Annotated in this window: 23 protein-coding genes; 11 read left to right on the forward strand and 12 right to left on the reverse strand. The window is 60.1% G+C overall.

Translation table 11 applies throughout. The features are described from left to right. Positions 1 to 5: 5 nt before the first annotated feature. The 3 genes from ACR0JF_RS14560 to rarD all read left to right on the forward strand — a co-directional run bounded on the left by ACR0JF_RS14560 (position 6) and on the right by rarD (position 4,690). A complete protein-coding gene (locus ACR0JF_RS14560; protein ID WP_170661542.1) occupies positions 6 to 989 on the forward strand; it encodes a helix-turn-helix domain-containing protein in 984 nt (327 codons plus the stop codon). Between the two features lie 89 nt (positions 990 to 1,078). After that, complete coding sequence (locus ACR0JF_RS14565; RefSeq protein WP_170661541.1) at positions 1,079 to 3,532, forward strand: GcvT family protein; 2,454 nt, start codon at positions 1,079 to 1,081, stop codon at positions 3,530 to 3,532. Positions 3,533 to 3,790: 258 nt separating this feature from the next. After that, entirely contained in the window at positions 3,791 to 4,690 is a 900-nt protein-coding gene (rarD, locus tag ACR0JF_RS14570; protein WP_170661687.1) for an EamA family transporter RarD, read from the forward strand. On the opposite strand, the gene ACR0JF_RS14575 is transcribed toward rarD, so the two are convergent. Together ACR0JF_RS14575 and ACR0JF_RS14580 are read right to left on the reverse strand one after the other, a co-directional pair. Then, positions 4,681 to 5,391 carry an SGNH/GDSL hydrolase family protein gene (locus ACR0JF_RS14575; protein ID WP_170661540.1) on the reverse strand — a complete coding sequence of 237 codons (711 nt, stop codon included), beginning with the start codon at positions 5,389 to 5,391 and terminating at the stop codon, positions 4,681 to 4,683. The genes rarD and ACR0JF_RS14575 overlap by 10 nt on opposite strands. Positions 5,392 to 5,393: 2 nt before the next feature. After that, on the reverse strand, positions 5,394 to 5,804 hold the full coding sequence (locus tag ACR0JF_RS14580; RefSeq protein ID WP_170661539.1) for a nuclear transport factor 2 family protein: 411 nt from the start codon (positions 5,802 to 5,804) through the stop codon (positions 5,394 to 5,396). A 94-nt stretch (positions 5,805 to 5,898) separates the two neighbouring features. On the opposite strand from ACR0JF_RS14580, the gene ACR0JF_RS14585 reads away from it, so the two are divergent. Then, positions 5,899 to 6,546 (forward strand): RluA family pseudouridine synthase, encoded by a 648-nt coding sequence (locus ACR0JF_RS14585; protein WP_170661685.1) that lies wholly within the window; start codon positions 5,899 to 5,901, stop codon positions 6,544 to 6,546. Positions 6,547 to 6,548: 2 nt separating this feature from the next. Here ACR0JF_RS14585 and ACR0JF_RS14590 read toward each other — a convergent pair whose 3' ends face one another. Beyond that, positions 6,549 to 6,740, reverse strand: coding sequence for a hypothetical protein (locus ACR0JF_RS14590; protein ID WP_170661538.1), 192 nt, complete (start codon positions 6,738 to 6,740; stop codon positions 6,549 to 6,551). A 109-nt stretch (positions 6,741 to 6,849) separates the two neighbouring features. On the opposite strand from ACR0JF_RS14590, the gene ACR0JF_RS14595 reads away from it, so the two are divergent. The 4 genes from ACR0JF_RS14595 to ACR0JF_RS14610 all read left to right on the forward strand — a co-directional run bounded on the left by ACR0JF_RS14595 (position 6,850) and on the right by ACR0JF_RS14610 (position 9,818). After that, a complete protein-coding gene (locus ACR0JF_RS14595) occupies positions 6,850 to 7,542 on the forward strand; it encodes a helix-turn-helix transcriptional regulator (RefSeq protein WP_170661537.1) in 693 nt (230 codons plus the stop codon). A 126-nt stretch (positions 7,543 to 7,668) separates the two neighbouring features. Then, a complete protein-coding gene (locus ACR0JF_RS14600) occupies positions 7,669 to 8,340 on the forward strand; it encodes a YiaD family glycine zipper/OmpA-like lipoprotein (RefSeq protein ID WP_170661536.1) in 672 nt (223 codons plus the stop codon). A gap of 126 nt (positions 8,341 to 8,466) precedes the next feature. Further along, positions 8,467 to 9,012 (forward strand): NAD(P)H-dependent oxidoreductase, encoded by a 546-nt coding sequence (locus ACR0JF_RS14605; RefSeq protein WP_170661535.1) that lies wholly within the window; start codon positions 8,467 to 8,469, stop codon positions 9,010 to 9,012. Between the two features lie 11 nt (positions 9,013 to 9,023). Beyond that, entirely contained in the window at positions 9,024 to 9,818 is a 795-nt protein-coding gene (locus ACR0JF_RS14610; protein ID WP_170661534.1) for an FAS1-like dehydratase domain-containing protein, read from the forward strand. On the opposite strand, the gene ACR0JF_RS14615 is transcribed toward ACR0JF_RS14610, so the two are convergent. Then, entirely contained in the window at positions 9,810 to 10,844 is a 1,035-nt protein-coding gene (locus ACR0JF_RS14615) for an NAD(P)/FAD-dependent oxidoreductase (RefSeq protein ID WP_170661533.1), read from the reverse strand. The genes ACR0JF_RS14610 and ACR0JF_RS14615 overlap by 9 nt on opposite strands. A 55-nt stretch (positions 10,845 to 10,899) precedes the next feature. Here ACR0JF_RS14615 and mnmC2 point away from each other — a divergent pair, with 55 nt between their 5' ends. Then, positions 10,900 to 11,565, forward strand: a complete 666-nt coding sequence (gene mnmC2 / locus ACR0JF_RS14620; protein WP_170661532.1) for a tRNA (5-methylaminomethyl-2-thiouridine)(34)-methyltransferase MnmC2 — start codon at positions 10,900 to 10,902, stop codon at positions 11,563 to 11,565. Next, positions 11,562 to 12,431 carry a DMT family transporter gene (locus ACR0JF_RS14625; RefSeq protein WP_480669529.1) on the forward strand — a complete coding sequence of 290 codons (870 nt, stop codon included), beginning with the start codon at positions 11,562 to 11,564 and terminating at the stop codon, positions 12,429 to 12,431. The genes mnmC2 and ACR0JF_RS14625 overlap by 4 nt, the downstream gene beginning before the upstream one ends. On the opposite strand, the gene ACR0JF_RS14630 is transcribed toward ACR0JF_RS14625, so the two are convergent. Beyond that, positions 12,405 to 14,378, reverse strand: coding sequence for a lytic transglycosylase domain-containing protein (locus tag ACR0JF_RS14630; protein ID WP_170661683.1), 1,974 nt, complete (start codon positions 14,376 to 14,378; stop codon positions 12,405 to 12,407). The two genes, ACR0JF_RS14625 and ACR0JF_RS14630, sit on opposite strands and share 27 nt — an antisense overlap. A 134-nt stretch (positions 14,379 to 14,512) precedes the next feature. On the opposite strand from ACR0JF_RS14630, the gene dapA reads away from it, so the two are divergent. Beyond that, on the forward strand, positions 14,513 to 15,385 hold the full coding sequence (gene dapA / locus ACR0JF_RS14635; protein ID WP_170661531.1) for a 4-hydroxy-tetrahydrodipicolinate synthase: 873 nt from the start codon (positions 14,513 to 14,515) through the stop codon (positions 15,383 to 15,385). Between the two features lie 71 nt (positions 15,386 to 15,456). On the opposite strand, the gene ACR0JF_RS14640 is transcribed toward dapA, so the two are convergent. The 7 genes from ACR0JF_RS14640 to pdxR all read right to left on the reverse strand — a co-directional run bounded on the left by ACR0JF_RS14640 (position 15,457) and on the right by pdxR (position 25,548). Beyond that, positions 15,457 to 16,344, reverse strand: a complete 888-nt coding sequence (locus ACR0JF_RS14640) for a DmsC/YnfH family molybdoenzyme membrane anchor subunit (RefSeq protein ID WP_170661530.1) — start codon at positions 16,342 to 16,344, stop codon at positions 15,457 to 15,459. After that, complete coding sequence (locus ACR0JF_RS14645; protein WP_170661529.1) at positions 16,344 to 17,093, reverse strand: 4Fe-4S dicluster domain-containing protein; 750 nt, start codon at positions 17,091 to 17,093, stop codon at positions 16,344 to 16,346. The genes ACR0JF_RS14640 and ACR0JF_RS14645 overlap by 1 nt, the downstream gene beginning before the upstream one ends. A 109-nt stretch (positions 17,094 to 17,202) precedes the next feature. Beyond that, a complete protein-coding gene (locus ACR0JF_RS14650; RefSeq protein ID WP_170661528.1) occupies positions 17,203 to 20,022 on the reverse strand; it encodes a molybdopterin oxidoreductase family protein in 2,820 nt (939 codons plus the stop codon). A gap of 27 nt (positions 20,023 to 20,049) precedes the next feature. Further along, complete coding sequence (locus ACR0JF_RS14655; RefSeq protein WP_170661527.1) at positions 20,050 to 21,081, reverse strand: putative sulfate exporter family transporter; 1,032 nt, start codon at positions 21,079 to 21,081, stop codon at positions 20,050 to 20,052. A 55-nt stretch (positions 21,082 to 21,136) separates the two neighbouring features. Further along, positions 21,137 to 22,174, reverse strand: coding sequence for a phosphate acetyltransferase (pta, locus tag ACR0JF_RS14660; protein WP_170661526.1), 1,038 nt, complete (start codon positions 22,172 to 22,174; stop codon positions 21,137 to 21,139). Between the two features lie 5 nt (positions 22,175 to 22,179). After that, on the reverse strand, positions 22,180 to 23,958 hold the full coding sequence (gene xsc, locus ACR0JF_RS14665; protein ID WP_170661525.1) for a sulfoacetaldehyde acetyltransferase: 1,779 nt from the start codon (positions 23,956 to 23,958) through the stop codon (positions 22,180 to 22,182). 129 nt (positions 23,959 to 24,087) lie between these two features. Continuing rightward, positions 24,088 to 25,548, reverse strand: a complete 1,461-nt coding sequence (pdxR, locus tag ACR0JF_RS14670) for a MocR-like pyridoxine biosynthesis transcription factor PdxR (protein WP_170661524.1) — start codon at positions 25,546 to 25,548, stop codon at positions 24,088 to 24,090. Positions 25,549 to 25,579: the final 31 nt, after the last annotated feature.

Below are 25,579 nucleotides of genomic sequence, written 5' to 3' on the forward strand. Positions count from 1 at the left end.
AAGGTATGTCCGAGACACCATCGCCAGCCCCCACCACGCGTCAGACCAGCCCCGTGCATTTCGACATTCTGGTGGCGCCGGGCTTTGTGCTGCTGGAACTCGCGTCGCTGGTAGATGTTCTACGGATTTCTAATCGGGTGTCTGCAACGCCGCCGTTCACCTATACCTACCGATCCCTGCGTGGCGGTCCGGTGGCAAGCAGCAGCGACGCAAAGGTTCAGACCGAAACCATCCCGAACCAACCCGATGCCACCTATCTGTTTGTGATTGGCAATTCGGACCCGGATCACCCCGACCTGTCTTTGGGCCGGGTGGTGTCGAACTATACCTATCGCGGCGCGCAGGTGTTTTTGTTGGCTGAGGCGGCAAGCCGGTATATCGACGAGCAGGGTACCGCCGATCTGGCAACCCATTGGGAAAACGCCTCATTCCTGCGTGAGCGCGGTGCACGGTTCGAAGCGAAACTGTCCATCGCAACCGAGCGCGGCGCAGTCGTCACTTGTGCAGGTATGGGGGCCACCACCGATATCGCACTGGTCGTGATCGGGCGGCATATCTCGGGGCCCACGCAATTGACCGTGGCGGACGTCATGCTGCATGAAAATATCCGCGATTTTTCGTCGATGCAGCCGTTCTCGGGCGCAAAAAACACAGCGACTGGGGACAAGAAACTGGATCAGTGCATCAAGCTGATGCAGGCCAACATCGAAGACCCTTTGCCGATCCAGGACCTCGTGGACAGCCTGAATATCTCGAATCGGTCTCTTGAGCGGAAATTCAAGGCGTTCTTCGGCACCACACCCAACGGGTTCTATCGTGAAATGCGGCTAGCCAAGGCCAATAACCTTCTACTGAACACCACTATGAGCGTGCGCGAAATAGGCTTGGCCTGCGGTTTCCCGAACGGTTTCTCATCTGTTTACCGGAGTTTTTTCGGCGTGACGCCCTTTGTGATGCGTCAACAAAAGAGACAAGCCGCGCAGAGATGATTTTTGCGGATGCGATGACGTTTTTGATGGATTCCGCGCTGATTTTTCATGCCATTCAGGGACAAACCTGAACGAACGGAGTCTTCACTATGGTTGATCTTCCCAGCAAGGCCCGCGTGGTCATCATTGGCGGCGGCGTGATCGGATGCTCGGTTGCCTATCACCTGACCAAGAAGGGCTGGAAAGATGTCGTGTTGCTTGAGCGAAAGCAACTGACCAGCGGTACCACCTGGCATGCGGCTGGTCTGATCGCCCAGCTACGCGCGACGGCGAACATGACCAAGCTGGCGAAGTACAGTCAGGAACTCTATGGCTCGCTCGAGGAAGAAACCGGAGTTGCGACAGGTTTCAAGCGCTGCGGCTCAATCACCGTTGCGCTGACTGAAGAGCGCAAGGAAGAGATCTACCGCCAGGCCGCAATGGCCCGCGCCTTTGGCGTTGAAGTCGAAGAGATCTCGAACGAGCGCGTGGCCGAGCTGTATCCGCATCTCAACATCGAAGACGTCAAAGGGGCTGTGTATCTGCCGCTGGACGGGCAGGGTGACCCGGCGAATATCGCGCTGGCGCTGGCCAAGGGCGCGCGCCAACGCGGTGGTATTGTGAAAGAGCGTGTGAAGGTGACCGATGTAGTCAAGCAAGGGCGCAAGGTCACCGGCGTTGACTGGGTTGCCGACGACGGCAGCGCCTCGGGTCATATCGAATGCGATATGGTAGTGAACTGCGCCGGGATGTGGGGCCACGAAGTGGGTCGCATGGCGGGCGTGAACGTTCCGCTGCATGCCTGCGAGCATTTCTACATTGTCACCGAAGGCATCGATGGCCTTACACAGCTGCCGGTTCTGCGCGTTCCGGACGAATGCGCCTATTACAAGGAAGACGCGGGCAAAATCCTGCTGGGTGCGTTTGAACCGAATGCCAAGCCTTGGGGCATGAATGGTATCTCCGACAGCTTTGAGTTTGATCAACTGCCCGAGGATTTCGACCATTTTGAACCAATCCTCGAAGCCGCGGTAAACCGCATGCCGATGCTGGCCGAAGCCGGTATCCACACCTTCTTCAACGGACCTGAATCTTTCACTCCTGATGATGCCTATCACTTGGGTCTTGCGCCCGAGATGGACAATGTCTGGGTCGCGGCGGGCTTTAACTCCATTGGTATCCAGTCGGCCGGTGGCGCGGGCATGGCGCTGGCCGAATGGATGGACAGCGGTGAGAAGCCGTTTGATCTGGGCGATGTCGACATCAGCCGGATGCAGCCCTTCCAAGGCAACAAGCAGTACTTGTTCGAGCGCTCGAAAGAGACACTGGGCCTGCTTTACGCCGATCACTTCCCGTACCGTCAGAAAGCCACTGCACGCGGTGTGCGGCGAACTCCGTTCCACCACCACCTGTTGGAACAGGGCGCGGTCATGGGGGAACTAGCCGGTTGGGAACGGGCCAACTGGTTCGCCAATGACGGGCAGGAACGCGAATACCAGTACAGCTGGAAGCGTCAGAACTGGTTCGAAAACTCTGCCGCAGAACACCGCGCCGTGCGCGAGAATGTCGGCATGTATGACATGTCCTCCTTCGGAAAAATCCGCATCGAAGGCCCCGACGCCGAGGCATTCATGAACTACATCGGCGGCGGCGACTACTCGGTGCCGAATGGCAAGATTGTCTACACCCAGTTCCTGAACCGCACCGGCGGGATCGAGGCCGACGTCACCGTGACCCGCCTGACCGAGACCGCCTATCTGGTCGTCACGCCAGCCGCGACCCGTCTGTCAGATCAAACGTGGATGCAGCGCCATGCAGGCAACTTCAACGTCGTCATCACGGATGTGACCGCCGGCGAAGGCGTTCTGGCCATCATGGGACCGAACGCGCGCGCCTTGCTCGAGAAGGTCTCGCCCAACGATTTCTCAAACGCGACCAACCCATTTGGTACCGCGCAGGAGATTGAGCTTGGTATGGGCCTCGCCCGCGCGCACCGCGTCACCTATGTGGGAGAGCTGGGGTGGGAGATCTATGTCTCTTCGGACATGGCAGGACATACCTTCGAGACGCTACACGCAGCCGGGCAGGATATGGGGCTGAAGCTGTGCGGTATGCACATGATGGACAGCTGCCGCATCGAAAAGGGCTTCCGTCACTTTGGGCATGACATCACCTGTGAAGACCACGTGGTTGATGCCGGGCTGGGCTTTGCCGTGAAGGTCGACAAGGGCTGTGACTTCATCGGCCGCGAAGCCGTGATTGCGCGCAAAGAGACTGGTCCCAAAAACCGTCTCGTGCAGTTCAAACTGACCGAGGCTGAGCCGCTGTTGTTCCACAACGAACCAATTGTGCGCGATGGTGAGTATGTCGGCTATCTGAGTTCCGGCAACTACGGCCACACTCTGGGTGGTGCTGTCGGTCTGGGGTACGTGCCGTGCGCAGGCGAAAAAGCTGCTGATGTTCTGGCATCGAGCTACGAGATCGACGTTTGTGGTGTCAAAGTGAAGGCCGAGGCGTCTTTGAAGCCTATGTATGATCCCAAATCGGAGCGCGTGAAGGTTTGACCCGCAGAGCTGGGGGCTCTGCCCCCGCCGCGGCAAGCCGCGACTCCCTCGGGATATTTAGGGCCAGATGAAACAGCGGATCCGGTCTTCATCTGGCTAAAAATATCCCGGAGCGCGAGGCAGAGCCTCGCTAAATAGCGCGACTTTGGCGTTGACCCATCACAATTCGTTATGAGCGACTTCACTCTTTTCAGAGTTTTCAACCCTTGAGGAACTGCCGTAAATAGGTCCGATTCTTGTCGGAGATTTCTTTTGGCGATTGCCTCCACACCCTCACAGAATGCGGACACCTCAAAAGGACTTGTGCTGGCGATTTCTGCCTATTTCATGTGGGGTTGCCTGCCACTCTATATGAAAGCGATGAGCCATATCAGCCCGGCTGAGGTTGTGGCGCATCGGGTCATCTGGTCGGTGCCGGTGACGGGGCTTCTTCTGGTCTTTCTGGGGCGCACCCGAGACCTTAGGGCGGCGTTGGGCAATCCCAAGATGTTGGGAATGGCGGCTTTGACGGCGGCGCTGATCTCGGTGAACTGGGCGATTTACGTTTGGGCGATCTCAACCGGTCATGCGCTGGATGCGGCGCTAGGGTATTATATCAACCCATTGTTCAGTATCGCCTTGGGCGCTGTGTTGCTGCGAGAACCGCTGACGCGCATGCAGCTGGTTGCTATCGGTCTGGCGGCTTTGGGCGTTTTGGTTCTGGTGGTCGAGGCTGGGCGTCTGCCTTGGGCAGCGCTGGGTTTGATGGTGAGTTGGGGGTTTTATGCCTTCTTCAAAAGGTCTCTGCCGATTGGTCCCAATCAGGGGTTTCTGCTTGAGTTTCTGATCCTTTTGATCCCCGCGATCGCCTATGTGACGTGGTTGGGGGTTCAGGGCACAGGGCATTTCGGAACGTTGGCCTCGGATACTGTCTTGCTGTCTTGTGCCGGTGTCGTGACGGCGGTGCCTTTGCTGGTTTATGCCAATGGGGCCAAGCTCGTCAGGCTGTCGACAATGGGCATCCTGCAATACATCGCGCCCACCATGATCTTCATCACTGCAGTCGCCGTGTTCGGAGAACAGATCGACCGGGCCCGCATGATTGCCTTCCCTCTGATCTGGGCGGCGCTTGTGGTGTATTCGATCCCGATGATCCGGCAGGCACGGGCTCAGGCCTGAAGTAGAAGCCGCGCGGCGCTTTCAGCCCAAATCGCGTAGGTTTTGGGGCTGGGGTGGTATCCATCCGGCGCGGCCAGAGCCGGATCATCCGGTAAATCCAGCGACAAGTGTCGGAGTTGCGGATGGGCGGCAACGACCTGTTGCAGACCACGATCCAGGCGCTCGGATTGTCGACCCAATACCCATGCCAAAGGATGGGGCAGGGACGGAAATCGATTCATCTGTGGCACTGCTGTCACCACAACGCGTCGCGCACCGAGGCGTTGGGTCAATATCCTGGCCAACTGGTTTTGCCGTTCGACGAAGCGCGCATAGGTCACGCCTCGGGTCACGTCGTTTACGCCGAGCGCTGTCACAACCGCATCGAATGTGCCATCAATCGCTTGCAACCTCTCAAGCGTGTCTCGTGTCGTGTGTCCGGTTGTCGCCTCAAGCCGCCATTCGACCGAGTGATGCCGCGCCAAGTGTTTGACCAAATGGCCTGACAGCGCCTGATCCTGTGTTCCTGCGCCTACGCCGGCGGCAGAACTGTCGCCCGCGATCAATAGGCGCAAGCGTGGGCCACGGCCCGTTCGCCCTTCGCGCGGACCAATCGGTTCCGGCAGCAACTGGGCTTTGCGGCGCACAGCCAAGCCCTGAGCGGCCAGAACTGGCAGCAGGGGCACGCGCAGAATCTGATCAGCGGCAAGCGGATTTGACATGGTCAGCTCAGGGCGGATTTGAATTCCAGAAACCGCGGGTCGGTCATCACGCGGGCCATCATCGCCTCACGCAGGGCACCAATGGTCTTGTGAGGGCGCATGACGACTTCAAATTGCTGGATCAAACCCTCGTCGTTTAGTGTGATCAGGTCCACGCCGACCGCATCCAGATCTCCGACCTTGCATTGAAACTCCAGCGCCCAGTCATTGCCACTGCCCATGATCCGTCGGTAGCGGAAGTCGGAGAATACCTTACCCACATGGCCCAATACGGCCGCAACTGGCGCGCGGCCGGTCCATGTGCTGTAGTATGTAGGCGGCATGAAGCGGACGTCCTCGGCCAAAAGCTCATGAACGAGAGCTTCGTCCCCTTTGGCGACAACCTCTTGCATGCGTTCGATTGTTGGATGCATGACCTCTCCCCTTTTGCCTCAACGGTTCACGATACGCGTGCCGCGCGCAAGGACGACGTTGCGGGAAGGGACGCTGTGGGATAGGCACGCGGGCATGAATGAGACCTACGATCCCCCCCAGACACCGCTGGATGTGCTGCATGAAGATGCGCAACTGATCGTGGTGAACAAACCCTCGGGCTTGTTGTCGGTGCCGGGGCGCGGTGCGCATTTGGCGGATTGCCTGCTGACCCGCGTGCAGGCGGTGTTTCCGCAGGCCCTGCTGGTGCATCGGTTGGACCGGGACACCTCGGGCGTGATGGTCTTTGCGCAGACGCCCCACGCGCAACGCAATCTGAGTATGCAGTTCGAGCAGCGACAAACCCGCAAAACCTACATTGCCCGTGTTTGGGGGCGGCTGGAAGCCAAGACGGGCACGGTTGATCTACCACTGATCGTCGACTGGCCCAACCGACCGCGCCAGATGGTGTGCCAAGACACGGGCAAACAGGCCGTCACCGATTGGCGTGTTGTCAAATACGAAGGCGGTACGACGCGCGTACGGCTGTTTCCGAAAACCGGTCGCTCGCATCAGTTGCGCGTTCACATGTTGGCCTTGGGCCACCCGATTCTGGGTGACCCGTTTTACGCCGAAGGCGCAGCGCGCGATTTCCCGCGCCTCATGCTGCATTCCGAGGAATTGCGCCTGAAAAGCCCCGAAGGGGGCGTTGCGATGAAGTTTCGTGCCAAGGCGGATTTCTAGGTTCAGGCCACGTTGGTCCACAACAGTTTCAGGTTCCCGAGGGAAAACCTACGCGATCTTTTGCGGCGCGCAGGCTGTGCGCGGTGTCGATCTGCGGCCAGTTCATGCTCGATCTCATAGGAGCGAAGCGTATGATCCTGTGACCAGCGTTCAAGTTTCAGGTGCATCAGAACATGGTTGTCTAGACTGGGCATATTGGGCCTCCGGGTTTTTGACATCTGACCCAATCTCGCGCACCACTCCTGACACCCCCTTGTCAGGGGGATGTGCTAGGCTGTCAGCAGTTTGACAGGAGACCCCGACATGAGCCGCTCGACCCGGTTGTTCGAAATCATCCAGATGCTTAGGGCCGCAGATGCGCCCGTGACGGCGGATCAACTGGCCGAAAAGCTCGAGGTCTCCACGCGCACGGTCTACCGTGATATCGCCGAGCTACAGGCGCAGCGCACACCGATCGAGGGCGAGGCAGGTGTCGGATATCTGATGCGGCGCGGCTATGATCTGCCGCCACTGAATTTCGACGCCGAAGAGGTTGAGGCGCTGTGGGTCGGGCTATCGATGCTGGCGCGCACCGGGGACAGTCATCTGCAACGGGCAGCGCGGCGCATCTGTGACAAGATCGACGCGCTCCATTGCCCGGCCGATTGGCTGCAGGTCTCGACCTGGGGTGCGCCGGTTGATGATCCCGCGAAAGGATGCATCCCGGTGGCCAGTTACCGCGAAGCGATACGGGCCGAGCAGAAACTGCACATCACCTATGTCAACGGTGCGGGCGAACGCTCGGAACGGGTCATTCGGCCTGTGGCTTTGATCTACCACATCGAATGCACGATGCTCGCCGGATGGTGTGAGCTGCGGGGCGGGTTCCGGCATTTCCGGACGGACCGTATCTGGGCCTGTGAAAACACGGGCGAGAGTTTCCGGGGCCAAGGCAGTTCGCTCCGGGATTTGTGGAACGAGCAGGAGGGCAAAGATCCGGCCACGCAGACCGTCTGAACCGGTATGGGCGGGGATTCGCCGACTTCACCGCTTTGTTGCTTGAGCCCGCGCAACGCTGCCGTGATATACTGATCTGCAACAAGGCAAACCCGATCAACGGGTGCCCGAGCAGAAGGTGATACCATGACGATTTCCAAGTTTTTTCTGGCAACCGGGCTATGCTCGGCCATGGCTCTGGCGGCCTGTACCGATCCGGGCACGTTGAACCTGCCCTCCGATCCGAATCAGAATGCCAAGCAGGGCGCGGTTTTGGGTGGTTTGGTTGGTGCTGGTGTTGGCGCAATCGCGAATAATTCGAACCCTCTTTTGGGCGCGGTGGCAGGCGGTGCGATCGGCGCGGCTGGCGGAGGCCTGATCGGCAACCAACTTGATAAACAGGCTGCTGAATTGCGTCAGCAGCTGGCCAATGACGGGATCACCATCGTCAACGCGGGCGACCGACTGATTGTGACCGTTCCCAATGACATCACCTTCGATACCGACAGTGCCACAGTCCGCCCGGCCTTGCGCGCCGATCTGGTACGGGTCGGTCAGAACCTCGTGAATTATCCGAACTCGAACGTGCAGATCATCGGTCACACCGACAGTGATGGCGAGGCCTCCTACAACCAAGGCCTGTCCGAGCGTCGCGCCAATGCGGTTGCTGACGTCCTTCAGGCGAACGGTGTGAACTACAGCCGGATCGTCACCATCGGACGTGGTGAAAACAACCCGGTTGCCTCGAACCTGACGCCGGAAGGCAAGTCGCAGAACCGGCGGGTCGAGATCGTCATCGTACCCAGCGCAAACTCGTAATTCTATGTGCATTGCGGGCGGTCTTAGGGCTGCCCTTTTGCGCGCACGATCTGTGCAAGAAATGGGGTTTGGATCGGGCGCGTCTCGGTCTACCTATTGGGAAACACTGAAACGGAGTTTCCCGCAATGTCCCAACCGACCCTTCTTGGCCTGTCCGGTTCCCTGCGTCAGTCAGCAACAAACCGTAAACTACTGCGAGAGGCGGCACGCCTTTTTGATCCTGCCAGCTTTGTCGAAGCGGATCTGAACCTGCCCCTCTATGACGGGGATCTGGAAGAGGGTGAGGGCATCCCAGCCGCCGTGAAAACGCTGGCTGACCAGATCGCGCAAGCGGATGCGGTGATTATCTCCACACCGGAATACAACAAGGGGCCGTCGGGCGTGTTGAAGAATGCTCTGGACTGGGTCAGCCGCACGACGGGCAACCCTTGGGCCGGCAAGCCGGTTGCGGTGATGTCCGCCGCAGCGGGTCGGGCCGGAGGGGAGCGCGCACAGATGATCCTGCGCGCCTACATGGTGCCGTTTCAGCCACGCATTCTGCAAGGTCCCGAGGTCCATCTGGCCGACAGCTCCAACGCATTTGACGACGGGGGGCGGCTGACGAGTGAGCGCTACGAAAAGACGATCCATGCGTTGATGCAAAAACTGCGGGCCGAGGTCGAGTGTCTCTAGGCGGATACGGTATGCAGGGGGATCGACAAAGCGACGTGATGGACCCGGCCCGGGCGGCGGCCTTGCAGGTTGTGCTGGGGTTGGAGCCTACGATCTCTGATGGTTCTGCGTTGCCGCCGTTCTTTCATCAGCTTTACTTCTGGTCCCCGCGTGCACCATCTGATCTGGGGCGCGACGGGCACCCTCGGGTCGGGATTGATCTAATCCCCGACATGGGCCTGCCGCGCCGGATGTGGGCCGGAGGGCGGTTGCACTTCCATACCCCCCTGCGGGCAGGTGCAGAGGCCGAGCGGCACTCCGTTCTCGAGAAGCAGAGCCGCAAAGCCGGGCGAACTGGGCCATTGGGGTTTGTCACGCTCAAGCATGAGATCTGGCAGGATGGGGCGCTCTGCGTCACCGAATGGCAGGATCTGGTCTATCGTGAAGATCCCGCTCTGGACGAGGTGAAGCCAACGCCGCCCATGGCGCGACGTGACGAAACTGAGCGCCGCGAAGTGCGCTTCGACAGCACCCTGTTGTTCCGATACTCCGCACTTACCTTCAACGGCCACCGGATCCACTACGATCTGGACTATGCGCGTGATGTCGAAGGATATGGCGGGCTGGTCGTACACGGGCCGCTATTGGCGCAGCTGCTGATGCTATTTGCAGAGGAGGTGATCGGCCCGCTGACGCGCTTTTCGTTCCGAGCAACCGCGCCGCTTTTGCACTTTGAGACGGCCACACTCTGCCGCAATGGACAAGACCTGTGGGTTCGAGGTCCCGATGGGCGGCAGTGCATGCATGCAGAAGCGCGGTCAGAGTGATGCTTCGGGCCGGAAGTCCGCAGGGATTTCATCTCGACCGTCCAGCATCAGGTCGGCCATCACCTCGGCCACTTTCGGGGCCATGCCGAAGCCGATCTTGAAGCCGCCATTGGCGATGAACTGACCGTCGTGCAGCGGGTGTGTACCCAGCATCGGAGCGCGGCTTTTGCTGCGGGGGCGAACGCCTGCCCAGCGCTCGATCACCTCAGCTCCGTGCAGCACGGGAACGGCGCGGGTGGCGCGGTCGATCACATCCTCAAGCGCGTCGTCGGTGCTGGTTGGATCGTCATAGTCCCGCTCCGAGGTCGAGCCGATGGCAAGCGTACCGTCTGCATGCGGCACGATATGGATCGCATCGGCGAATAGCTGCGGCACCGCGCCCGCATCAAAGCGCAGCAATGCCGCTTGTCCCTTGACGCCATTGCCTACGGTTTTCCCGAAGCTTTGGCTGAGCTCCTGTAACCCGACGACACCTGTCGCATGCAGCACATGGCCCTTGTCCGGGGCCTCAGCGACCACCTCAACCCCCATGACCGAGAGCGCCGCAACCAGCGCGGCACAGGCCCTGCGCGGGTGCATCCGCGCGGTCAGGGTGTCTTGGATGACATAGCCAGTCGGGCTGGGCGGGCACCATTGGCCTGCCTCCGACGTGGCCAGCACCTGCCACTCGGCCAGGCCCTGCCAGAGCTCTTGCGCGGTGGCATGTCGTTGGTGCGCCAACTGCAGGCTGAACTCATCCATGATGGGTTGCAGACGTCCCAGACGCCCATAGCCGGCTGAGACCCCTCCGGTCGCTTCGACCTGCGCCCAAAAGGGTTCGGCCATGATCAGGCTGTCGAACTGAAAGGCCTTCTTGGCATTCCAATTCTCGGGTACATGCGGAGCCAGGGCACCGACCAACCCTCCGCTGGAGCCCGCGCCGGGGCCAAAGGGATCGACGACTTGCACCTTTGCGCCGCGCCGGGCGCAGGTCCAGGCGATGGACAGGCCAAAAATGCCAGCGCCGCGTACCGTCACATCGACCATTGCCAAACCCCTCTTCCTTGTTCAGTGTCGCGCCGCTTAGCTACAGGATTCCCCGATGGCAGACCAGCACGCCGAATTGACATGGAGAGAGGACAGGATTCCGGTTTCGGACCAGTTCGATGACCCATATTTCTCGTTGCAAAACGGGTTAGAAGAGACGCGGCATGTCTTTCTGTCGGGCAACGATCTGCCTGCGCGCTTTGCGCCAGGGTTTCATATTGCCGAACTGGGCTTTGGCACCGGCCTGAATCTGCTGACCGCCTGGTCCGCGTGGGAGGCCGCAGGCCAGACCACTCCGCTGCGTTTCACCAGTTTTGAGGCCTTCCCAATGGCCCCCGAGGATATGGCGCGCGCCTTGGCCGCTTTCCCCGAATTGCAACCTTGGAACGACCGCTTCCTGTCGCAATGGCGCGGCGGGTCCTGTCAGTTCGACACGCTGCACCTCGAGGTGATCGAAGGCGACGCGCGTCAGACGTTGCCCGGATGGACCGGCAAGGCCGATGCGTGGTTTCTGGACGGCTTCTCACCCGCTAAAAACCCCGAACTCTGGGGCGCGGAGTTGATGCAGCATGTGGCCGATCACACGGCACCGGGCGGCACCGCGGCCACCTACACCGCAGCAGGCTTTGTCCGCCGCGGGTTGGAAGAGGCCGGTTTCTCGGTCACCCGCGCACCCGGCTACGGTCGCAAACGGCATATGACACGGGCGGTGAAAGCGTGACGCAGCAGAACAATATCTCGGCCGGGATCGCGCTGATGGTCGCCTCGACGGTGGTGTTTGCCCTGCAGGACGGGATCTCGCGCCATCTGGCGGGGACGTATAACACCTACATGGTGGTGATGGTCCGCTATTGGTTTTTCGCAGCGTTTGTCATCGCATTGGCGGCCCGTGCTACGGGTGGGTTGAAGGTGGCGGCGCGTACCGATCAGCCGAAACTGCAAATATTTCGCGGTGTTCTGCTGGTGACCGAGATTTGCGTGGCCGTTTTCGGGTTCACCAAACTGGGTCTGATCAACAGCATGGCGGTCTTCATCTGCTACCCCCTTCTGGTCGCGGCCCTCAGCGGCCCGGTTCTGGGTGAAAGCGTGGGCTGGCGGCGTTGGACGGCGATTGGGGTCGGCTGCGTCGGCGTGCTAATCATCCTGCAACCGGGGGTCGGCGTGTTTAATCCTTGGGCAATCATTCCGCTGATCTCGGCCTTTCTGTTTGCGGTCTATTCGCTGCTCACCCGTTATGCCGCCCGCCGCGACAGCGCCGCCACCAGCTTTTTCTGGACCGGTGTCAGCGGAGCCGTTGCCATGACGCTGGTCGGCATGTGGTTCTGGGAGCCGATGGCAAAGGCGGATTGGGCCTGGATGGCGACGCTTTGTGTTAGCGGTGCCTTCGGCCATTGGTTGCTGATCAAATGCTATGAGGCGGCCGAGGCCAGCGCGGTGCAGCCCTTTGCCTACCTCCATCTGGTCTGGGTGGCGATCCTTGGCATCGCAATCTTCAACGAGGTCCTCCGCCCCGAGGTCGTCATCGGTGCTGGGCTCGTTGTCGCGGCGGGGCTGTTCACCCTATGGCGCGAACGCCGCAAGGGTTGATCCGGTCAGCTCCTGTGAGAAGGGCACGGGCAGGGCGGGTTTGCCCAATCGCGCGCGGTAGACCGGCAGGCTTTCGGTCACGCGCATCACATAGTTGCGCGTTTCGCTGAAGGGGATGGTCTCGATCCAGTCGACCACATCCACCTCACCGGCACGGGGGTCTCCGTAGCGCTCCATCCATGAGATCGGCCGCCGCGGTCCGGCGTTATACCCGGCGGCCATCATGACCACATTGCCGTTGAAATCCGCCGCAAGGCTGGACAGGTAGTTTGCCCCCAGCTTGGCATTATACTCCCAGTCCGTGGTCAGCCGCCCGGTCTGATGTCCGCTTAGGATCCCCAGCTCCTGTGCAACCAGTTTGGCGGTCGCTGGCATCACCTGCATCAAACCGCGCGCGCCTGCGCCGCTGATCACAACGGGATCAAATTCGCTTTCACGCCGGGCGATGGCCAAGGTCATCTCTTTGGCCATTGGCAAGCCGATATCTGCGACCGGATGCACAGGGTAGTAGGCGGCGGGTAGAACCGTTCCCGTGGTCGCGGCGCGTTTGGCGATCATCACGGCCAGATGCGGCTCTTTCAACTCGATGACCAGATCGCCCAGCTGATTGGCTTGCGCTGTATCGAGGCTTTCGACCAGGTGGGTCAGAAACCGTTCGGAGAGGTTATCCTCCCCAGCTTTCAACAGCAGCAGACCCGCCTCCAAAACGCTGGAGTTCGCAAACTCGGCTTGCCGCCAATGCGCGGCGCGGGGCGGGTTGGCGAGGGTGCTGTCGAAAGGTCGCCCGATCTGTTCGGCTGCCAGAATGCCGTAGAAAGACGTCTGATAATCTGCACCCATTGCGTAAGCGTCATAGGCTTTCTCGGCATCCCCTTGTGCCGCGTAAGCGCGACCCAGCCAATAGCCGGCGCGGCCTCGTGATATCGGAGACTTCACTGCGCCTTCGAAGTTTTGGAAATGCCGAACCGCCGTCGCGGGGTCGTTCAACTTGCGCAAAGCCAGAAACCCGGCCAGCCATTCCAGATCGGCGTATCCATAACCCATTTCGGGCGTCATGTGGTGATTGGCGGCAACCTCATAGGCACGGGCCGCACTGCCCTGCCGCGTCTCAAGCCGGGCCAGTCGGCGTCGCCCTTCGGCCCATTTGTCCGGCTCACCCAAGGCGTCTGGGCCGGTCGAGCGCGCCAGCATCAAATCAATGGCGCTGTCGTCCAGCTCTTTCTTGTCGCGCCAGACAAAGCGATCAAACGCCAGCCCCGGAGACCCTGCCAGAGCCTCGGGCACGGCAGAAATCTTGCCATCCACACCCGGTTCCCGTTTTTGCAGGGCAATTCGGGCTTCGGCCAGTTTGCGCTGATTGGCGCTGACCAGAGGCAGCATGCGCCCGGCGCTGACCAGATGGTTGTCCCACAGCATCCGATCCAGTCGCGCGGTATGGTGAGGTTTCAGCAAGGTGCCGAAATTCTCAAGATAGTCCTTCTGCAGCCCTGACCCCATGGGCATGGTGCGCCAAGCGGTGACGATATCGGCCTCGGCGTCCCCAATCCGACCTTTGGCTTTTAGCGCAACGGCATAGTTCAGCGCGCCTTCGGCCGTCTGAGGCGGCTGATCGGCATAGAACTGCACCACCCGATCCGGATCCGCCCCGGTAAAGGAAGGCTCGCTCTTGCGGCGCAGCCACGCCAGCCCGGGCCAATCGGGGCGGCGGTCCAGAAACACCAGCACGTCGCCTGAGCTGCCAAAGCCCTCGCGCAGCCAGTGCCACACGATGATGTCACGGGAAACCGAGCCGCGTGCGCCAGAAACCCTCAGCGCTTCGTTCCAGTCGCCTTTGCGCATTTCGGCCATCCCGGCACGCAGATCACCGGCAGCATCAGCCCGCGCGGCGCTTGCCTGCATCCCAAAACACAGAATCACTGTTGCCAAAAAGGCCAGAACGCGTGTCATCCCTTGCATTTCCCAACCAACCGAGGATAGAGCCATTCAGGATAAACCTTGCGCCGCCAGTATCAACTCACAAAGCCAAAAACGTGAGCGAGGATGGCGCAAATACTGCAACCGCACTTCAAGGAGCGCGACCCATGTTCAAAGGCTCAATGCCAGCCCTCGTCACCCCGTTCAGCAACGGCGAGTTGGACCTGGATACGCTCAAACACTTGGTAGAATGGCAGATAAAGGAAGGCTCGACCGGTCTGGTTCCCGTAGGCACCACTGGTGAAAGCCCAACGCTGAGCCATGAGGAACACGAAACCGTTGTGGCCGAAGTGGTCAAAGCTGCTGCGGGGCGGGTGCCGGTGATTGCGGGCGCAGGTTCAAACAACACGGTCGAGGCAGTTCGATTCGTCCAGTTTGCCAAGAATGTCGGGGCCGATGCGGCACTAGTGGTCACACCCTACTACAACAAGCCTACACAGAATGGCCTGTTGGCCCATTTCCGCGCTCTGCACGATTGCGCCGAGATTCCGATCATCATCTACAACATCCCGGGCCGTTCGGTCATCGACATGACCCCCGCGACCATGGGTGAACTGGCAAAACTGCCATGGATTGTCGGTGTCAAAGACGCGACGGGCGATCTGGCGCGCGTCAGCCAGCAGCGCGCAAGCTGTGGCGCCGACTTCTGTCAGCTGTCGGGCGAAGACGCCACCGCGCTGGGCTTCAACGCGCATGGCGGGGTAGGCTGTATTTCGGTCACGGCCAACGTGGCTCCGAAACTTTGCGCCGAGTTCCAACAGGCCACGCTGGCGGGCGACTACGCCAAGGCTCTGGACTATCAGGATCGCCTGATGCCTCTGCACGAAGCGATCTTCATCGAGCCCGGCCTAGTCGGCGCTAAATACGCGCTGAGTAAACTGGGCCTGTGCAGCACCGAAGTTCGCTCACCTCTGACTGAACTTGAAGACAGCACCAAGACTGCGGTCGAAGCCGCGATGGCGCATGCAGGTCTGATCTAAATTAGACGTTCTAATGAAAAGGGCGGCCTCGAATATCGAGCGCCGCCCTTTTTCGTTTGCTGCAAAGGTGCTCAACGTTTGCCGTAGTAGAGCCCAACCACATGCTCCGCCTGCGCGAAGAACAGCCAGCGTGACGCAGCAACCCCTGCCAGGTGAGAAACCACTGCCAGCAGCGCAAGCAGGTGTTTTAGCGCGAGCTCTTCCAACGGGATCGCGATGAATACGACGGGCAGAACAAAAGCCAACAGAAACGAGATGATCCGAAGCTTCTCGGCATGTTTGCGGCCAACCACGTGGACGAACTCGCGTAGCAAGTAGTTGGTCCCGGTATGCGGAGGCTCAAACGCCCGCACCGACCCGCGCTGACCCAATCCTGTTGCTGTCCCAAGGTCAGTCCCCGAGCTGGCAAGCGCCTTGTCCCCCTGACGCCAATACAGAATCTGCACCAGAGCGGCGATCAACAGCAAAGGCAGCGCGACCGAGGTTTGACCGGCGATCAAGGCCCCTCCGGCCAAACTGAAGCTGAGAAACATGGCTGGTGTCAGCTTCATGTTCCAACGGGGGATTGTCTTGAGCTGGGTGTAGATCATCGACGTGGTGAACACCGTGGCCAGCGAGAACAACGCACCGAGCCAACCCAAAAGGCTCCAGCGTTCGCCCATGAAAACTGAACCGATTGCGAACAGGCCCATCAGCACCAGTGCGATCACCGCGCACCAGCCCTCGCGACTGAGCCAGCTTGAGCGCCATTGCGTGAACGCTTTCCACGCCCGCTCTGGGTGACCGAGGTGAAAGGTTGACGCCAGCAATCCGCCGACGGCCAGCCCGTACGCAATCAGGAATAAAACAAAGGCGACCCAGCCTGTAACTTTTGGCATGCCGAGGCCCAGGAAAAACAGCAGCCCAAAGCCAAGGCCTGAAAGGGTGGTGAAGATGATAACGGAAGGGGCCGGATGCATCAGAGCTTCTCCAGAGTTTTGTCAAGCCAGCCGAGGAACCCTTTGGGCTCTTCCGCGACGGGGGCCAGCAGTGGGGCCAGAATGTCGATCTGGTCCTCGATCTGATCCTTGGGGCGGGGCGGCAGGTATTTGTTGACGGGTTTGGTGCCCATTTCTGGCATCAGGTCCATGCCGTCCCGTTCAGCGACCAGCTTGCTGACGTTGCTGTTAGGATCGCCGAGGTCCCCGAAATGACGCGCTCCGGCTGGGCAGGTGCGGACGCAGGACGGCACCCGATCCACTTCGGGCAGGTTTTCGTTGTAGATGCGATCGACGCAGAGGGTGCATTTCTTCATCACGCCCTCGGCCATGTCCATTTCCCGCGCGCCATAGGGGCAGGACCAGGCGCAGAGGCCGCAACCTATGCAGTCGCTTTCGTTGACCAGCACGATCCCATCCTCGACCCGTTTGTAGCTGGCCCCAGTTGGGCAGACCGTGACGCAGGGCGCGTCTTCGCAATGCAGGCAGGATTTGGGGAAGTGAACCAGTTGGGCGGGGCCCTCGGCCGGTGTGACCTCGTAGGAGTGGACTCGGTTCAGGAATGTGCCCGATGGGTTGCCACCATAGGCATCCTGATCAGACAAGGGTGCACCGTAGTTTTCGGTGTTCCAGCCTTTACATGAGATCACGCAGGCGTGGCAGCCGACACAGGTATCCAAGTCGATGACGAGGCCCATTTTGCGTTCGGTAGATTGGGGGAGTTGCGTCATAGCAAGGAACCTCGGCTTTGGTAGGCGGGGCAGGGGGCCAGCCCCCTCTTGAGCCGTTGGCTCAATTCACCCCCGAGATATTTTTGGCCAGATGAAGATTGGATCCTGCTCATTTGCCTACCTTCCACGCGATATCCTTCGGGCCGGTGCCGACGGGGGAATTGATCGGGGCAAATTCGGGTTGGCTTTCGGTATCCGCTGGAGGGGCGGCTTTTTCGATTCTGATTTTCAGGTCGAACCACGCGGCCTGACCGGTGATCGGGTCCGAGTTGGCCCATCGCATACCGTCGCCCTTAGGCGGTAGCAATTCGTGGATCAGGTGGTTGAGCAGGAAACCCTTGGTCGCCTCAGGCGCGTCTTCCTGCAAAGCCCATGCGCCTTTGCGTTTGCCGATCGCGTTCCAAGTCCAAACGGTGTTTTCATTCAGCGCGGCCATTTCCATCACGGGGACGGTGATCTCGCCGTGAGGAGAGGTGACTTTGGCCCAATCGCCGTCTTGCAGCCCGTGTTCGCGCATCAGCTTCGTTGGGACGTAAAGCGGGTTGCGCCCGTGCAGTTGCCTTAGCCACGCGTTTTGGGTGCCCCAGCTGTGATACATCGCCATGGGGCGCTGAGTAAGAGCGTTGACGGTGAAGCCCTCGTTGCCCTGTTGGTCGGTCTCGTACCAAATTGGCAGAGGGTCCATGGCATCCTTGATGCGTTGTCGCAGGTGGTCGGGGGGCTGGTTCGGTCCATGTCCTTCGGCGGCCAGTTGGAACTTGCGCATCGGCTCAGAGTACAGCTGAAACAGGTAGGGCTGCGGGCTGTCATAAAGACCCATTCCAACGGCCCAGTCCTGATAGGCGGCATTCCACGGTTTGTAGTAATCCGCACCTTCCGGGATATGCGCGACGTAGAAGCCCCCGTTTTCGATATAGCGGTTCAGTTGGTCTGGGTTGACCTCTCCGCGCCCTTCCTTGGTGCCATCTTCGCCTCTGAACCCGGCCAGCGGGCCGATGCCGGGTTTGCGCTGGTGATTGACGATATAGTCGGCATAGTCCTTCCACTTGGGTGTTCCGTCTTCGTTGGTAAAGCCCGGCAGGCTCATGCGGTTGGCGAGTTGAATCAGCACCGATTGGAACCCGCGCACGTCGCGATCGGGTTCGATCACTGGCCAGCGGATGGCATCGGCGGCAGCGTCGGCTTCGCAGATCGGGCGATCCAGTAGCGAGATACAGTCGTGCCGTTCAAGATAGGTGGTGTCGGGCAGGATCAGGTCGGCATAGGCGACCATTTCCGATGAATAGGCATCCGAGTAGATGATATGCGGGATGACGTATGTGCCGTCTTCGGTCTTGGCCGACAGCATCTCCATTACACCTTTGGTGTTCATGGAGGAGTTCCACGACATATTCGCCATATACATGAACAACGTGTTGATCTTGTAGGGATCGCCTGCGGCGGCGTTCGAGATCACCATGTGCATCAGCCCGTGGGCCGACATCGGGTTTTCCCACGTGAAGGCTTTGTCAATACGCTGAGCGGTGCCGTCCTCGTCTAGCAGCAGGTCTTCGGGGCCGCGCGGGAAGCCAAGGTGAGGGCCTTCCAGTGGGCGGCCTGGGCGGCGGTCTCCGTGCGGTGTCGGGTGCGCCTCGACGGGTTTTGGGTAGGGCGGTTTGAAGCGAAAGCCGCCGGGAACCTCGACCGTGCCCAGCAGGATTTGCAGTACGTGCAGCGCGCGGCAGGTCTGGAAGCCGTTGGCATGTGCCGAGATCCCCCGCATGGCGTGGAAGCTGACCGGGCGGCCAGTCATTTTGGCGTGCTTTTCGCCCCGGAAGTCGGTCCATTCCTGGTCAAGTTCGATGGCCTCATCAAAAGCGACGCGGGCGATTTCGGCGGCGATGGCGCGGATTTTCTGGGCCGGTATGCCGCAGCGCTCGGCCACATTTTCGGGGGCGTGATCGTCCGAGAGGTATTTCTCGGCCATCTGATGGAAGACCGGGCGGTGAGTTACGCCATCCTTGTCGTAGGTGGCGGACAGATCCGGGCGCACGCCGGGTTTGTCAAAGGCGGTTGGTTCGCCGGTCACACGGTCGATCACCAAAGGCTTTCCGTCGGCATCGCGCAGGAACAGGCCCTTTTCCGGGCCGTCAGAAGCATTCACCAGAACCGGCGCGTTGGTGTAGCGGGCAAGGTAGTCGAGGTCGATCTTGCCAGCCTTCATCAGCACATGGATCAGCGACAGGATGAACAGCCCGTCGGTGCCCGGCGTGATCCCGACCCAATCGTCAGCCACCGCGTTATAGCCCGAGCGGATCGGGTTCACCCCGATCACCCGCGCGCCGCGCGCCTTGATCTTGCCGATGCCCATCTTGATCGGGTTGCTGTCGTGGTCTTCGGCCACGCCAAACAGCATGAACAGCTTGGTGTGATCCCAATCGGGCTGGCCGAACTCCCAAAACGCGCCGCCCATCGTGTAGATGCCGCCCGCTGCCATGTTGACCGAGCAGAACCCGCCATGCGCTGCATAGTTGGGTGTGCCAAAATTCTGTGCCCAGAAGCTGGTGAAGCTCTGGCTCTGATCACGTCCAGTGAAGAAGGCAAGCTTATGCGGGGCAGTCTCGTGCAACTCGTTCAGCCAACCGACGGCGGTGCTGATCGCCTCGTCCCACTCGATCTCGCGGAACTCACCCGAGCCGCGCGGGCCAACGCGGCGCAGGGGTTTGCGCAGGCGCGAGGGCGCGTTAACCTGCATGATGCCGGCGCTGCCCTTGGCGCAAAGCACGCCTTTGTTGACCGGGTGATCACGGTTGCCCTCGATATAGGCAACCTTGCCGTCCTTCATGTGAACATTGATGCCGCAGCGACAGGCGCACATATAGCAGGTGGTACGCCGGATCTCGTCCGAGACTTTCGGGCTGGTGTCGATCTTCGGTTGCTGGATTGTCATCTGGCGTCCTTATGTCGGGGCGGCGGGTCAGGTTAGGAATGTTAGTCCGGCGAGGATAATTCCTGCAATAAAAAGAGTTTCCACGACGATCAGGGCGATGGCTGCGCCTCCGACCGAGAGGATTTGTTTCAGGTTCGTCTTCATTCCAACCGCAGCGATTGCGATCAGAAGCAGCCAGCGGGATGTCTGGCTAAGTAACTCGGACAGGAAGGGCGGGATCAGGCCGAACGAGCTGGCCGCAGCCAGCACCAGAAACCCGATCACAAAGCCGGGTAGGATCGGAGGGCGCTTGCCTGCTTCGTCCATGTCGGTGACGCTGCGGATGATCAGCGAGGCGACCAGAACCACCGGGGCCAGCATCGCCACGCGGAATAGTTTGACCAGCGTGGCGGTGTCGCCGGTTTGTTCAGAGATTGAGAAGCCTGCGCCGACAACCTGTGCCACGTCGTGGATCGTTCCGCCCAGAAACACACCGCCCGCTACGTCATCCATGCCCAGCGTGCGCACTAGAATCGGATAGGCGATCATGGCGATGGTCGACAGGACAGTGACGCCGAGAACGGTGAAAATCAGCCGCTCTTCGGATCGTTCGTCTTTAGGCAGGATGGCACTGATCGCCATTGCCGCAGACGCGCCGCAGATGGCGACAGAGCCCGCCGTTAGGAACGCAAAGCGCCATTTGTGACCAAAGAACCGTGCGATCAAAAGACCGAACGCAATGGTGGCTAATACGCCGCCAACCACAAGGGCGATCAGGTCCCAACCCAGCCCCATCATCAGCGTCATGGAAATGCGCACACCTAAAAGCGCTACGCCGAGGCGCAGTAGGGATCTGGCCGCAAAACCGATGCCGGGGACGGTCTTGCCTTCTTCGCCCAGAAAGCTGAGCGCGATGCCAAGCAGCAAGGCCATCAGCATGGCTGGGGTCGCATAGTGTTCCGACAGGAATTTTGCCGTCACAGCAACAGTGATCGCCACCATAACCCCGGGGAACAATGTTCGAGCCGTCTGGGCGACATCCGCGCCGAAGGAGCTTTTGAGTTCAGTCTTACCCAGCATCGGTTCGTTGATCTTTCTTGAACACGTTTACAGTTAAGCGGCAAAGCCGCAGAGGTTATGCAGTAGCTGGATGAACTGGCTCTTGCGATGAACCCACTTGTTGTGCCTGCACTGCGGTCACAGCGATCATGTGCAACACATCGTCCGAAGAACAACCGCGCGACAGGTCGTTTGCGGGTTTTGCCAAGCCTTGGAGAACGGGCCCAATGGCCTCGGCACCTCCAATGCGCTGGGCGATCTTGTACCCTAGGTTGCCCGCATCTAGGTTGGGAAAGACAAACACGTTTGCTTTCCCTTCCAGTGGCGAATTCCTGGCCTTTTTCCTGGCGACCTCTGGCACATAGGCAGCGTCGAACTGCAACTCTCCGTCGATGACCAGGTTTGGATTGGCGGTTTTGGCAATTTGTGTGGCCTCAACCACCTTGGACACTTTCGGATGGCTGGCACTGCCGCTCGTCGAGAAAGACAGCATCGCAACACGAGGCTCTTTTCCGGTGAGTGTACGATAGGACGCGGCCGAGGCCTGAGCGATCTCAGCCAACTCGCGTTCGTTCGGATCAACGACCAACCCGCAGTCGGCGAAAATATGGACGCCATGAACCGTGTGATGGTTGCGGTCATAGATCATCAGAAAGAAACTGGACACCATATGGGCGTCAGGTGCTTTACCGATGATCTGCAAAGCGGCTCGAACAGTGTCCGAGGTGGTTTCCACAGCACCGCCGACCGTGCCGTCAGCCAGCCCGATATGGACCAACATAGCGGCGTAGTTCAGACGATTTTGCACCAGAGACTTCGCAGTCACAGGTGTTACGCCTTTGTGTTTGCGCAGTTCGAAATAGGCATTGGCAAAGCGATCCAAGTGGGGCGAAGTAGCCGGATCGTGGATGTCTATCCCGGCAACATCCGTTCCGCCTTTTTCAGCCAGCAAAGAGGCAACTTTGGTCTGATCGCCGACCAGGATAATATCGGCTGCATCTTCGGCACGTGCTTTCAACGCGCCTTCTACTACACGTGGATCATCGCCCTCAGCAAGGGCGATGATCTTTTTGGAACTGGTCGCAGCCCCGAGAATTTGATGTAGGGGCTTCACCGCGATCAGGCCTCGACTTGCGGCTTCATGTCTGCTGCTTCGATACCCGCAACCGCAACCGGCTTCTTCATCGCGTCGCGACGGAAAGGCTCACCCAGTTCCTGGTTGATCATGGCTTCGATCAAGGTGGTGATGCCGTTCTTCTGATCTTCGATCGCCTGGTTCAGCGCAGCTGTCAGTTCGTCCTGCGTACGTGCGACGACGCCTTTCAGGCCACAGGCTTCTGCGATACCGGCGTAAGAGACCTTGGTGTCCAATTCGGTGCCGACGAAGTTGTCGTCGAACCAAAGGGTCGAGTTCCGCTTTTCCGCGCCCCACTGATAGTTACGGAAGACGATCTGGGTCACGGCGGGCCATTCCTCACGGCCGATCGCCGTCAGCTCGGTTACGGCAATGCCAAAGGCACCGTCGCCCGAGAAACCAACAACAGGCACATCCGGGCAGCCGATCTTGGCGCCGATCACTGACGGCAAACCATAGCCACAGGGGCCGAACAGGCCCGGGGCCAGATACTTGCGGCCTTCCTCAAACGAGGGGTAAGCGTTGCCGATGGCGCAGTTGTTGCCGATATCGGACGAGATGATCGCCTCTTTCGGCAGAGCGGATTGAATCGCACGCCATGCCATGCGCGGGCTCATCCAGTCGGGCTTGGCAGCACGGGCGCGTTCGTTCCAAGTTGTGCCCGGGTCGTCCTGCTCGTGGTCCATCGAGGTCAGTTCCTGCGCCCAACGCGACTTGGTTTCAGCGATTTTCGCCTTACGCGCATCGCGGCCTTCATCGCCCGCAGTGCCCGAAAGCTGTACCAGGATGTTGGTTGCAACAGTGGCTGCGTCACCGACGATACCAACCGAGACCTTCTTGGTCAGACCGATGCGGTCTGGGTTGATGTCGACCTGAATGATTTTTGCTTCGGTCGGCCAGTATTCCATACCGTATCCGGGCAGGGTCGAGAACGGGTTCAGACGGGTACCAAGGCACAGAACAACGTCCGCTTCCTTGATCAGCTCCATCGCAGCTTTCGAGCCGTTGTAACCCAGAGGGCCGGCAAACAGCGGGTGCGAGCCGGGGAAAGCGTCGTTGTGCTGGTAGCCAACGCACACGGGGGCGTCCAAACGCTCGGCTAGTTCTTTCGACGCTTCGATGCCGCCTGCTGACAGCACCGTGCCAGCACCGTTCAGAATGACCGGGTTTTTGGCATCGGACAGCAGAGCTGCAGCTTCGGTTACGGCAGAGGCGCCGCCCGAAGGCAGTTCGAATTCGACCACGGCCGGCAGCTCGATATCGACAACCTGAGTGAAGAAGTCACGGGGCACGTTGATCTGTGCCGGGGCGGAGGCGCGCTTGGCTTTGGTGATCACGCGGCTGAGGACTTCGGCCATCCGAGACGGGTCGCGCACTTCTTCCTGATAGCAGACGCAGTCTGCGAACATCCGCATCTGTTCCATTTCTTGGAAACCGCCCTGACCCATGGTCTTGTTCGCGGCCTGAGGGGTGACCAGCAGCAGCGGGGTATGGTTCCAGTAGGCGGTTTTGACGGCGGTGACAAAGTTGGTGATGCCAGGGCCGTTCTGCGCGATCATCATCGACATTTTGCCGGTGGCGCGGGTGTAGCCGTCGGCCATCATCCCGCCCGAGCCTTCATGCGCACAATCCCAGAACGTGATGCCTGCTTTCCCGAAAATATCCGAAATCGGCATCATGGCCGAACCAATGATACCAAAGGCATGCTCGATCCCGTGCATCTGCAGAACCTTAACGAAGGCTTCTTCCGTGGTCATTTTCATCGGTGACTCTCCAAGACTGAATGCGTGAATTGGCCGGAGGGGTTCAGCCCGGCCTTTGATACGGTTTTGGCGCAAGCCTGCGTATGGCGTTAGGGCCAGATGCGGCGGCGGAATACGTCCAGCCGACGGTTAACTGGCCCGGATCGCATCCGCGATCAGTTTCACTCCGGCCTCGATGCGGTCGGGCGCAATTGAGGAATACCCAAGACGGTAGAAATTCCGAGGCGGCCTTGGCCCCGAAAAGAAGGGCGCGCCGGGTTCGATATGCACACCTTGCGCCTGCAATGTGGCAGCCAGTTGCGCGGTGTCTACGTGCGAAGGGGCTTGCATCCAAATGGAGGACCCGCCAAGCACGCCGCGCCCCGCGACCTGCAGCGCATGGGCCTGAACAGCTTTGTCTAACGCCTCGCGCCGTTGGGCCAGGGCGTTCGACATGCGCCGGATCTGAGCGTCGTAGTGCCCGAGGGACAAGAAATAGGCTGCTGTGCGCTGAACATGCCCCGGAGGATGCCGCAACACGAGCGATCGAAGCGCGCGCGCCTCGCGGATGAAGGTTTCGGACCCAACCATGTAGCCCAGTCGCAACCCAGGAAACAGCGATTTCGAGAAGCTGCCCACATAGATTACTCGCCCGTCGCGATCCATCGACTTGAGCGCGGGTGAGGGCGCCCCCAGATAAGCCATCTCGAACTCGTAGTCGTCCTCGACGATCATTGCGTTCAGCTCGCTCCCGCGTTCCAAAAGGGCGGTTCTGCGGCTGACGGGCATGGTGGCCGTTGTCGGGCTTTGGTGGCTGGGGGTAGTAAAGATCACGTCGGTGTCGTCTGGTAGAGCCTCAGGCGGCAGCCCGTCACCATCCACGCGGATCGGTGCCATAGTGCAATCCGAATGGCTCAGCAGCTCACGCAGAGCGTAATAGCAGGGGTCTTCAATTGCCGCTGTGCGCCCTTTTTTCAGAAGAATGCGCGAGGCCAGCCACAACGCGTTCTGCGCGCCCAGCGTGATCAGGATCTCTTCGGGGCGGGCGGTGATGCCTCGGCGTGGCAGGGTGTGGCGGGCAATGAACTCGACCAGCAGCGGGTCGTCCTGATCAGCGTAGTCAGTCGTTAGGGACTCGAAATCCTTGTGTCCCAGTGCCCGAACCGCGCAAAGCCGCCAGTTCGCGTGGTCAAACAGCGTCCGGTCGGCCTGCCCGTAGATGAACGGGTATTTGTAGTTGCGCCAATCCTGAGGCTTGGTTAGCACATTGCCGCCCGAGAACCGCCGGGCCAGCGCATTGTCCCAATCGACCGTCTCTTCGCTGCGCGGGACGGGCGTGTATTTCGGCGGGACCGGCGCGTTTTCGGATACATAGTAGCCCGAACGCCCTTTGGCGGTCAGATAGTCATTGGCCAGAAGCTCGGTATAGGCCAGCGTCACAGTAATCCGACTGACGCCCAGATGGGTCGCCAGTTTGCGCGACGAGGGCAGCTTTTCCCCGATGTGGAAGCGGCCCGACAGGATGCCTTCGGCGATCATCTGCTGGATTTGCGCCTGCAGCGTCCCCTGTCCGTTCAGCTCAAGAAAGAAAGTGTCAACCGAGATAGCCATGAGCGCTTATAGGTTGGACTTAAGGCGGTGG

The organism is Ruegeria sp. BG11 (genome assembly GCF_056538565.1).

Coding starts and splice junctions, on each gene's coding strand:
- ACR0JF_RS14560 (WP_170661542.1), top strand. CDS start 6: ATGTCCGAGACACCATCGCCAGCCCCCACCACGCGTCAGACCAGCCCC.
- ACR0JF_RS14565 (WP_170661541.1), top strand. CDS start 1,079: ATGGTTGATCTTCCCAGCAAGGCCCGCGTGGTCATCATTGGCGGCGGC.
- ACR0JF_RS14575 (WP_170661540.1), bottom strand. CDS start 5,391: ATGTCAAATCCGCTTGCCGCTGATCAGATTCTGCGCGTGCCCCTGCTG.
- ACR0JF_RS14580 (WP_170661539.1), bottom strand. CDS start 5,804: ATGCATCCAACAATCGAACGCATGCAAGAGGTTGTCGCCAAAGGGGAC.
- ACR0JF_RS14585 (WP_170661685.1), top strand. CDS start 5,899: ATGAATGAGACCTACGATCCCCCCCAGACACCGCTGGATGTGCTGCAT.
- ACR0JF_RS14590 (WP_170661538.1), bottom strand. CDS start 6,740: ATGCCCAGTCTAGACAACCATGTTCTGATGCACCTGAAACTTGAACGC.
- ACR0JF_RS14595 (WP_170661537.1), top strand. CDS start 6,850: ATGAGCCGCTCGACCCGGTTGTTCGAAATCATCCAGATGCTTAGGGCC.
- ACR0JF_RS14600 (WP_170661536.1), top strand. CDS start 7,669: ATGACGATTTCCAAGTTTTTTCTGGCAACCGGGCTATGCTCGGCCATG.
- ACR0JF_RS14605 (WP_170661535.1), top strand. CDS start 8,467: ATGTCCCAACCGACCCTTCTTGGCCTGTCCGGTTCCCTGCGTCAGTCA.
- ACR0JF_RS14610 (WP_170661534.1), top strand. CDS start 9,024: ATGCAGGGGGATCGACAAAGCGACGTGATGGACCCGGCCCGGGCGGCG.
- ACR0JF_RS14615 (WP_170661533.1), bottom strand. CDS start 10,844: ATGGTCGATGTGACGGTACGCGGCGCTGGCATTTTTGGCCTGTCCATC.
- mnmC2 (WP_170661532.1), top strand. CDS start 10,900: ATGGCAGACCAGCACGCCGAATTGACATGGAGAGAGGACAGGATTCCG.
- ACR0JF_RS14630 (WP_170661683.1), bottom strand. CDS start 14,378: ATGACACGCGTTCTGGCCTTTTTGGCAACAGTGATTCTGTGTTTTGGG.
- dapA (WP_170661531.1), top strand. CDS start 14,513: ATGTTCAAAGGCTCAATGCCAGCCCTCGTCACCCCGTTCAGCAACGGC.
- ACR0JF_RS14640 (WP_170661530.1), bottom strand. CDS start 16,344: ATGCATCCGGCCCCTTCCGTTATCATCTTCACCACCCTTTCAGGCCTT.
- ACR0JF_RS14645 (WP_170661529.1), bottom strand. CDS start 17,093: ATGACGCAACTCCCCCAATCTACCGAACGCAAAATGGGCCTCGTCATC.
- ACR0JF_RS14650 (WP_170661528.1), bottom strand. CDS start 20,022: ATGACAATCCAGCAACCGAAGATCGACACCAGCCCGAAAGTCTCGGAC.
- ACR0JF_RS14655 (WP_170661527.1), bottom strand. CDS start 21,081: ATGCTGGGTAAGACTGAACTCAAAAGCTCCTTCGGCGCGGATGTCGCC.
- xsc (WP_170661525.1), bottom strand. CDS start 23,958: ATGAAAATGACCACGGAAGAAGCCTTCGTTAAGGTTCTGCAGATGCAC.
- pdxR (WP_170661524.1), bottom strand. CDS start 25,548: ATGGCTATCTCGGTTGACACTTTCTTTCTTGAGCTGAACGGACAGGGG.